Origin of the sequence: uncultured Thiodictyon sp., assembly GCF_903828115.1 — a bacterium.
Lineage (GTDB): Bacteria > Pseudomonadota > Gammaproteobacteria > Chromatiales > Chromatiaceae > Thiodictyon.
The window spans coordinates 1-6,783 of record NZ_CAIKKU010000317.1; the positions used below are offsets into that span (position 1 = coordinate 1).

The window sequence follows — 6,783 nt, forward strand, 5'->3', positions numbered from 1 at the left end:
CGACAACGACAACGACAACGACAACGACAGCGTACCCGGGATCTCGGTCACTACATCAGTTCTGATCGCACCCACCCCGAACTCCCCCCCCCACCAGGATCGACGTGACCCCCGACCAGCTACTCCTCCTCGCGGACCAGTGCGTCAAGTGCGGACTGTGCCTGCCCCAGTGCCCGACCTTCGTGAAGCTCGGCAATGAGGCGGATTCGCCGCGCGGGCGCATTGCCCTGATCCAGGGGTGGGCCGCCGGGGACCTCGCCATGAGTCCCGCCCTGGCCGGGCACCTGGACAGTTGTCTGGGTTGCCGTGCCTGCGAGGGCGCCTGCCCCTCCCTGGTCGCCTACGGGCAACTCGCCGACGGGGCCCGGGCAGCACGGGTCGAGCGCGCATCGCCCGCGCGACGGGCCTGGCTGCGGCTTTGGTTGGGGTGGCTATCCGATGCCGGGGTCACCCGCTGGTTGGCCCGGGGTGCCCGGCTCTACCAATGCGCCGGGCTGGCCCGGCTGGCGGAGCGCACGGGCCTGGCAGCCTTGCCAGCCATCGCCCCGCTGCATCGCCTGACCCGGGCGATCCCGACCTTGGCGGCGCCGGTCCCGGCCGCAGACAGCGGGCCGGCGGATCTGGAGATCTTCGTCGGCTGCATGGGCGCCCTGGCCCAGGGGCACGCCATCGCCGCCGCCCGCACCCTGTGCGCGCGCCTGGGACTGCGCGTACGCGTTCCCGCGTACCCGACGTGTTGCGGCGCCCTGCTGCGTCACAACGGGCTGCCGCGGGAGGGGGACCGGCGCCGCGACGCCCTCGCCCGCCGCCCGGGGGACCCGCCGCTGGTGGGGCTCGCGAGCGCCTGTGTGGCGGAACTGCGGGCGGCCCCGGGGAGCGCCGCGACCCGCGAGTTCTGTGACTGGCTCGAACAGGTTCCGGCCCTCGCGGGCCTGCGGTTCCGGCCCCTGGCGCGCCGCGTCCTGGTCCATGAGCCCTGCTCCCATCGCAACCTGTTGGGGGGCTGCGGCGCCGTCTACCGGCTGCTGCAACGCATTCCGGGGCTCAGCGTCCAGGGGCTTGCGGGCAACGAGACCTGTTGCGGCGCGGCCGGCACCTATCTGCTCCAGCAGCCGGCGCTGGCCGCAGCCCTGCTTGCCGACAAGCTCAGGGGCCTCACGGCGCTGTCCGTCGACCTGATCGTCACCACCAACCCGGGCTGTGCCCTGCATCTGAGCGCCGGGCTGCGGGAGGCCGGGCTGGCGATCGAGGTCTGCCACCCGGTAGAAGTCCTGGCACGCCAGCTCGATTGATCCATCCACGCTCGCCAATCGCCAATTACGATTCAGCAATGCAGAATCCGGGTTGAAGCGATCCCCGCCGCGCCCCAGACTCCCGCCTTGACCGACCGGACCGAGCAGCAGCAATACCCCATGACACAGCGCCATTACACCCCCATCGACCGGCTGATCCGCAACGCCGACAATGCCCTGCGCACCCTCTTCGGCCGCCCGCGGGTCACGGAGCGCCCCTACCCGGCGGCCCTGCTGGACGAGGCGGCACTGGGGCAGCAGGAGCGCCGCCACATAGCCCGACTGATGCGCATCAACCACACGGGTGAGGTCTGCGCCCAGGCGCTCTATCAGGGCCAGGCGATCACGGCACGGATGCCCGAGACGCGCAAGCGCATGGAGCGCTCGGCCCTGGAGGAGAACGACCACCTGGCCTGGTGCGCGACCCGGATCGAGGAGTTGGGGGACCGCAAGAGCCTGCTGAATCCGCTCTTTTTCGCCGGGTCATTCGCCATCGGGGCGCTCGCCGGGCTGGCCGGGGACCGCTGGAGCCTGGGGTTTGTGGTCGAGACCGAGCGCCAGGTCGAGGACCACCTGGACGACCACCTGGACCAGGTCCCGGAGCGCGACGAGCGCACCAGGGCCGTGCTCGAGCAGATGAAGGTCGATGAGATCCACCACGCCCAGGTCGCCAAGGCGGCGGGCGGGGCCGAATTGCCGGCGCCGATCCGCACCGCGATGCGCCTGGCCTCGCGCGCCATGACGCGGAGCGTCTATTGGGTCTAGTCGCCGGAGCAGGCGTTGCCGATGCGCCGCTGCTTCGTCGACCGGTCGGGTTTCCTTGGCAACTGGTGGATGCGGCGCGACCGAGCGCCGCACCCGGCCCGCGGCGCCGGGCCGCGCGCCTGATGCACCTTGCTTCGTCTACCCGCCCTGTTGCATGAACGCCCAGTATTGCTAGCGTTGCTCCGAGGTCAGGCCCCATAGCGATAAGATGTCGTACACCCTCTCAGGCGGGTCGCCGGCGGCCGCGGGGAGAGCGGTCGACGGGGTCACCGCTGGGTCAATCGCTGCCAGCGCGGGGGCCGTCGGCGGCGTTGCAGCCACAGCAACCGGTGCCGCCGGCGCAGGGGCCGTCGATGGCGTTGCAGCTACAGCAACCGGTGCCGCCGGCGCAGGGGCCGTCGGCGGCGTTGCAGCTACGGCAACCGGGGCCGCCGACGCAGGGGCCGTCGGCGGCGTTGCAGCTACGGCAACCGGGGCCGCCGACGCAGGGGCCGTCGGCGGCGTCTCCGCGGGCGGGGTGACCATCGCCACCAGGTCGTTCCAGCCCTGTTGCATCTGCTCCCAGTAGTGTTGGCGCTGCTGCGCGCTCAGACCCCATTTATCCCATAGATCCTGTGCACCCTGCTGCACTTGCTCCCAGTACTGCTGGCGTTGCTCAGGGCTGAGGTTGACTTTCGCCCACAGCTCGCGCGCGCTCTGTTGCATTTGCTCCCAGTGTTGCTGGCGTTCCTGCGCGGTCCAGGAAGGGTAGGTCTCGATTGCGGGAGCGGGCGCCGGGGTTGCCGCTGGGGCATCGGCTGCCGTCGCAAGCTGGCCGCAAAGCAATAACCCAAGCGACAGGGCGGATGCCGTTGTCGTCAGGCGTTTGGTCGTTGACTGCATCTTCATCACTGATCCTCCGGAGACAGATGGAAATCCGTTTCGAGAATTTCCTACTCGACAATTCAGGGGTTCCATACGATAGGTCCGCCGCGGCAGGGCGGTCTGTTCGGTGACGAACACTGGGCAGCCGGCCGCCGCGGCGCGGACCCCGCAATGCAACCAGATGTCGAGGCTTCGGCCGGTCGACCCTTGGCCTCTACGAGCCCTGGTCCGGCTGAAGCCTCGACTTCCGGCGGGGGCGCGAACGGCGCGAGCGGATCGCTGGCCTGGGCCAGCCAGGTCGGTCTGGAAGGGATCGCCTGACACCTGCGTGACACCGTTTGAGCGGTGTCGCGAGCGAGCTTCAGCCCGCAAACTCCAGTTCACGCGACAGGTTGCACCCGTAGAAGATCTCGGACAGTTCGCGGCGCACGAGCTTTTGGATGCGCCAGCGCTCCGGTTCCGGCAGGTCCTTCTCCTCGATGCAGAAGAGATAGTCGTCGAGTTGGAACTGCTTGAGCACCATCTTGGTGTGGAACAGGTTCTCCTGATAGACGTTCACGTCCACCATCTGGTAGCGGTCCTTGCTGTCCCGCGACAGGTAGTTCTGGATGGAGCTGATGTTGTGGTCGATGAAGTGCTTGCGCCCGGTCACGTCACGGGTGAAGCCGCGCACCCGGTAGTCGAGGATCACGACATCGGACTCGAAGGAGTGGATCAGGGAGTTGAGCGCGCGCAGCGGTGAGATGCGCCCGCAGGTGGACACGTCGATATCGGCGCGGAAGGTGCTGATGCCGGTGACCGGGTTGCTCTCCGGGTAGGTATGCACCGTGATGTGGCTCTTGTCCAGGTGGGCCACAACGGCGTCCGGGAAGAGACCGGACCGCGCGAGCGGTCCGGGCTTGGCGAAATTGGGGAGCTGCTCGGCGACCAGGGGCTCCTCCGAAATCAGCATGGTGACCGAGGCGCCTTGGGGGTCGTAGTCCTGGTGGGCGACGTTGAGGATGTTGGCGCCGATGATCGCCGCCACGTCGGTCAGGATGGCGGTGAGGCGCTCCGCATTGTAGGCCTCGTCGATGTACTGGATGTAGGCCTCGCGCTGGAGCGCGCTGTCCGCGTAGCAGACGTCGTAGATGTTGAAGCTCAGGGTCTTGGTCAGGTTGTTGAAACCCTGGAGCTGCAGCTTCTTGTGGCCGATCGACATGGTACGGGCTCCGGTGTGCGCAACCGCACATCCTAGCAGCCGCTCGCGCCGGCCACTAGCGCTCAGGTGCCCAAGACCGCGTCCCAGGCCGCCTGCCAGGGGGCCTGGCCCAGGCCGTAGCGCAATACCAGGGGCAGGGGGATGGCCCCGTAGGAGGCCAGCAGAGCGCGCCAGGCGGGCGCGCCGGGCCCAGCCCCCGCCCCCTGCCGGTCCCGCACCTGCTCCAGCAACCGCCAACCCAGCACCCCGGCCAGGGCGTCGCCCGGGTGCCGGGCGAGTTGTGCCACCCGGGCCTCCGCCGCGGGGCCTTCCAGCCCCAGCCGGGCCAGGCTCACCAGCGCCTGCTCGTCGTCGATCCGACCCCGATGGAGATCCAGATCGAGCCGGGCCAGCAGGAGCTGCTCGCGGGGCGCAGCCAGTCGCGACCCCGGCGCCCCACCCGGCGCGCCCCGACCGCTAAGATAGAGTTGCCAACTCAGCGCCCAGGAGGCGTCGTTGGCGAAGCGACGCGGCAGGCGGTGCCCGCGGGCCGCATCAGTCGCGGCCAAGTGGTAACCGCCCTCGGCCGAGACTGGGGCCTGCCCCCCGGCCGGGGTCGCGTCGGCGTCGGTCACGGCCGCCTGCGCCCACTCCAGGGCACGGGTAATGGGCTCGCACCCGGCCGCCGGGTCACACTCGATGAAGTGGACCTCGCACAACCGCAGCCCCAGGTGCTCGGCCCCGCGGCCCAGGGCACCGCGGGCCCGCGGGGCCAGTTCATCGGTCAGAAAATGGTGATAGCCGGCAAGCGCCGCGGCGGCGCACTCAAGCGGCTGCGCCAGTCCGGCATGCCCGTCACCGTCGCGGTGCGGCCGGGGACCCCGGGCGAGCACGCGCAGGTGGTCGCACGCGCGTTGCGCCTCGCGGGCGGCGACGCGGACCAGGAGCGGGGCCAGGCCCGGAGCCGCGACGCGCAACTGCACCTGCGCCTGGCGCAGGTGTTCGGGGAGTTCCCCCAGGAGCCGCGCCAGGGTGCCGTGCGGCGCCGCGTCCGGGGTGCCGCTCAGCCACTCGAGCACGGCGAGCGGCAGATAGCCCAGGGGATCGCGGCGGCGCCAGCCGCCGCCGGAGAGTTCCCGATGCTCGACCCGGGCGGCCCCGGCCAGCAGTTCCCAGTCCAGTTGCCGGTCGGCGTCCAGTGCGTGGAAATCGATCTCGTCGAGGCCCAGGAGCAGTTCCTCCAGCCAGCCCTTGAGGCCGAGCAGGTCCTCGTCCTCCTGCACCGGCAGCAGCCGGCCCGCCACCGGGACCCCGGCGCGCAGGGCCAGGTCCGGGTGGTAGTGGAGCCAGCCCTCGTAGAATTCCGCGGTGAGTGCGTCGAACTCCGCCGCCTCAGGCATCGCGACACTCGAAGTCGTGGGTGATCGCGGCGGTGGCGCCCAGCATGATGGACGCGGAGCAGTATTTCTCCGCGCTGAGCTTGATCGCACGCTCTACCTGGCGCGGGTCGAGCCCCCGCCCGGTCAGGATGAAATGGGCGTGGATGCGGGTAAAAACCTTGGGGTCAGTGGCGGCGCGGTCCGCCGTCAGTTCGACCACGCAGTCCGTCACCTCCTGGCGTGACTTGCGCAAAATCAGGAGTACATCGAACTGAGTGCACCCGCCCATGCCGATCAGCAGCAGTTCCATGGGCCGCACCCCGACGTTGCGCCCGCCCAGTTCGGGCGGACCATCCATGACCACCCCGTGCCCGGAGCCGGACTCGCCCAACATGGCAACCCCATCGATCCACTTTACCCGCGCCTTCATGCAGACCCCCGCGATGACCAAACCAGGACGCCCGGACGCGGCGCCACGCCTGGACCGGGAGGCTACCATAGTTCGACAAGGCCAACCGGCTTGCCTAGAATCAGGTGCCAACCCTGCCCCCCATCCACTGCCCCTCGACGAGCCCGCTGCCACGACTATGCTAACCCTCCCCAAAGAAGAACCCGGCTGGCTGCAGCCCTTCCTGTCGTTCTGTCACACCAAGTCCTACGACAAGAATGTCGACTTCATCCGGGTGGGCGAGCCGGCCGAGACCCTGTACTACCTGATCGAGGGCTCGGTCGCGGCCGTGATCGACGACGAGGAGCGCCGGGAACTGATGCTGGCCTACATCAACAAGGGAGAGTTCATCGGCGAGATGGGGCTCTTCGTCCCCCAGAACACGCGCAGCGTCATCGTGCGTACCCGCACCAAGTGCAAGGTCGCGGAGATCGCCTACCAGCGCCTGGATCGACTGCTGGACACCGACCTCAAGGAGGTGGCCAAGGAGTTTCTGTATGCGGTCGGCCTGCAACTGTCGCAGCGCCTGCGCCAGACCAGCCGCAAGGTCGGGCACCTGGCCTTCCTGGACGTAACCGGACGCATCGCCGGCACCCTGCTCGACCTGTGTAAGCAGCCGGACTCCATGACCCACCCGGACGGGATGCAGATCCGCATCACCCGCCAGGAGCTTGGACGCATCGTCGGCTGCTCGCGCGAGATGGCCGGGCGCGTCCTAAAAAGCCTGGAGGAGCAGGGGCTGATCAGCGTGAAGGGCAAGACCATCGTGGTCTTCGGGACGCGCTGAGGGCGGCCGGAGCGGGCGTCGTTGTCGTTGTCGTTGTCGTTGTCGTTGTCGTAATCGTGGTCGGATTA

Annotated in this window: 7 protein-coding genes; 3 read left to right on the forward strand and 4 right to left on the reverse strand. The window is 69.2% G+C overall.

The features are described 5' to 3' along the window. Window positions 1-104 precede the first annotated feature (104 nt). Entirely contained in the window at window positions 105-1,292 is a 1,188-nt protein-coding gene (locus QZY48_RS11510) for a (Fe-S)-binding protein (RefSeq protein ID WP_295430997.1), read from the forward strand. Window positions 1,293-1,412: 120 nt separating this feature from the next. Continuing rightward, window positions 1,413-2,057 (forward strand): 2-polyprenyl-3-methyl-6-methoxy-1,4-benzoquinone monooxygenase, encoded by a 645-nt coding sequence (gene coq7 / locus QZY48_RS11515; protein WP_295431002.1) that lies wholly within the window; start codon window positions 1,413-1,415, stop codon window positions 2,055-2,057. Window positions 2,058-2,228: 171 nt separating this feature from the next. Here the strand turns inward: coq7 and QZY48_RS11520 are convergent, their stop codons facing one another. From QZY48_RS11520 to QZY48_RS11535, 4 genes are all read right to left on the reverse strand, one after another. After that, window positions 2,229-2,945 (reverse strand): hypothetical protein, encoded by a 717-nt coding sequence (locus tag QZY48_RS11520; protein WP_295430998.1) that lies wholly within the window; start codon window positions 2,943-2,945, stop codon window positions 2,229-2,231. Between the two features lie 337 nt (window positions 2,946-3,282). Then, complete coding sequence (speD, locus tag QZY48_RS11525; RefSeq protein WP_100921760.1) at window positions 3,283-4,122, reverse strand: adenosylmethionine decarboxylase; 840 nt, start codon at window positions 4,120-4,122, stop codon at window positions 3,283-3,285. 62 nt (window positions 4,123-4,184) lie between these two features. Beyond that, a complete protein-coding gene (locus tag QZY48_RS11530) occupies window positions 4,185-5,501 on the reverse strand; it encodes a hypothetical protein (protein WP_295430999.1) in 1,317 nt (438 codons plus the stop codon). Then, window positions 5,494-5,910, reverse strand: a complete 417-nt coding sequence (locus QZY48_RS11535) for an OsmC family protein (RefSeq protein WP_295431000.1) — start codon at window positions 5,908-5,910, stop codon at window positions 5,494-5,496. The genes QZY48_RS11530 and QZY48_RS11535 overlap by 8 nt, the downstream gene beginning before the upstream one ends. A 157-nt stretch (window positions 5,911-6,067) precedes the next feature. Here QZY48_RS11535 and crp point away from each other — a divergent pair, with 157 nt between their 5' ends. Next, window positions 6,068-6,715 (forward strand): cAMP-activated global transcriptional regulator CRP, encoded by a 648-nt coding sequence (crp, locus tag QZY48_RS11540; RefSeq protein ID WP_295431001.1) that lies wholly within the window; start codon window positions 6,068-6,070, stop codon window positions 6,713-6,715. The last annotated feature ends 68 nt before the right edge of the window (window positions 6,716-6,783 follow it).

What these genes read in the sequence shown, in the direction of transcription:
- QZY48_RS11530 (WP_295430999.1), bottom strand. Translation starts at nt 5,501, where the DNA reads ATGCCTGAGGCGGCGGAGTTCGACGCACTCACCGCGGAATTCTACGAG.
- crp (WP_295431001.1), top strand. Translation starts at nt 6,068, where the DNA reads ATGCTAACCCTCCCCAAAGAAGAACCCGGCTGGCTGCAGCCCTTCCTG.
- QZY48_RS11520 (WP_295430998.1), bottom strand. Translation starts at nt 2,945, where the DNA reads ATGAAGATGCAGTCAACGACCAAACGCCTGACGACAACGGCATCCGCC.
- QZY48_RS11535 (WP_295431000.1), bottom strand. Translation starts at nt 5,910, where the DNA reads ATGAAGGCGCGGGTAAAGTGGATCGATGGGGTTGCCATGTTGGGCGAG.
- speD (WP_100921760.1), bottom strand. Translation starts at nt 4,122, where the DNA reads ATGTCGATCGGCCACAAGAAGCTGCAGCTCCAGGGTTTCAACAACCTG.
- coq7 (WP_295431002.1), top strand. Translation starts at nt 1,413, where the DNA reads ATGACACAGCGCCATTACACCCCCATCGACCGGCTGATCCGCAACGCC.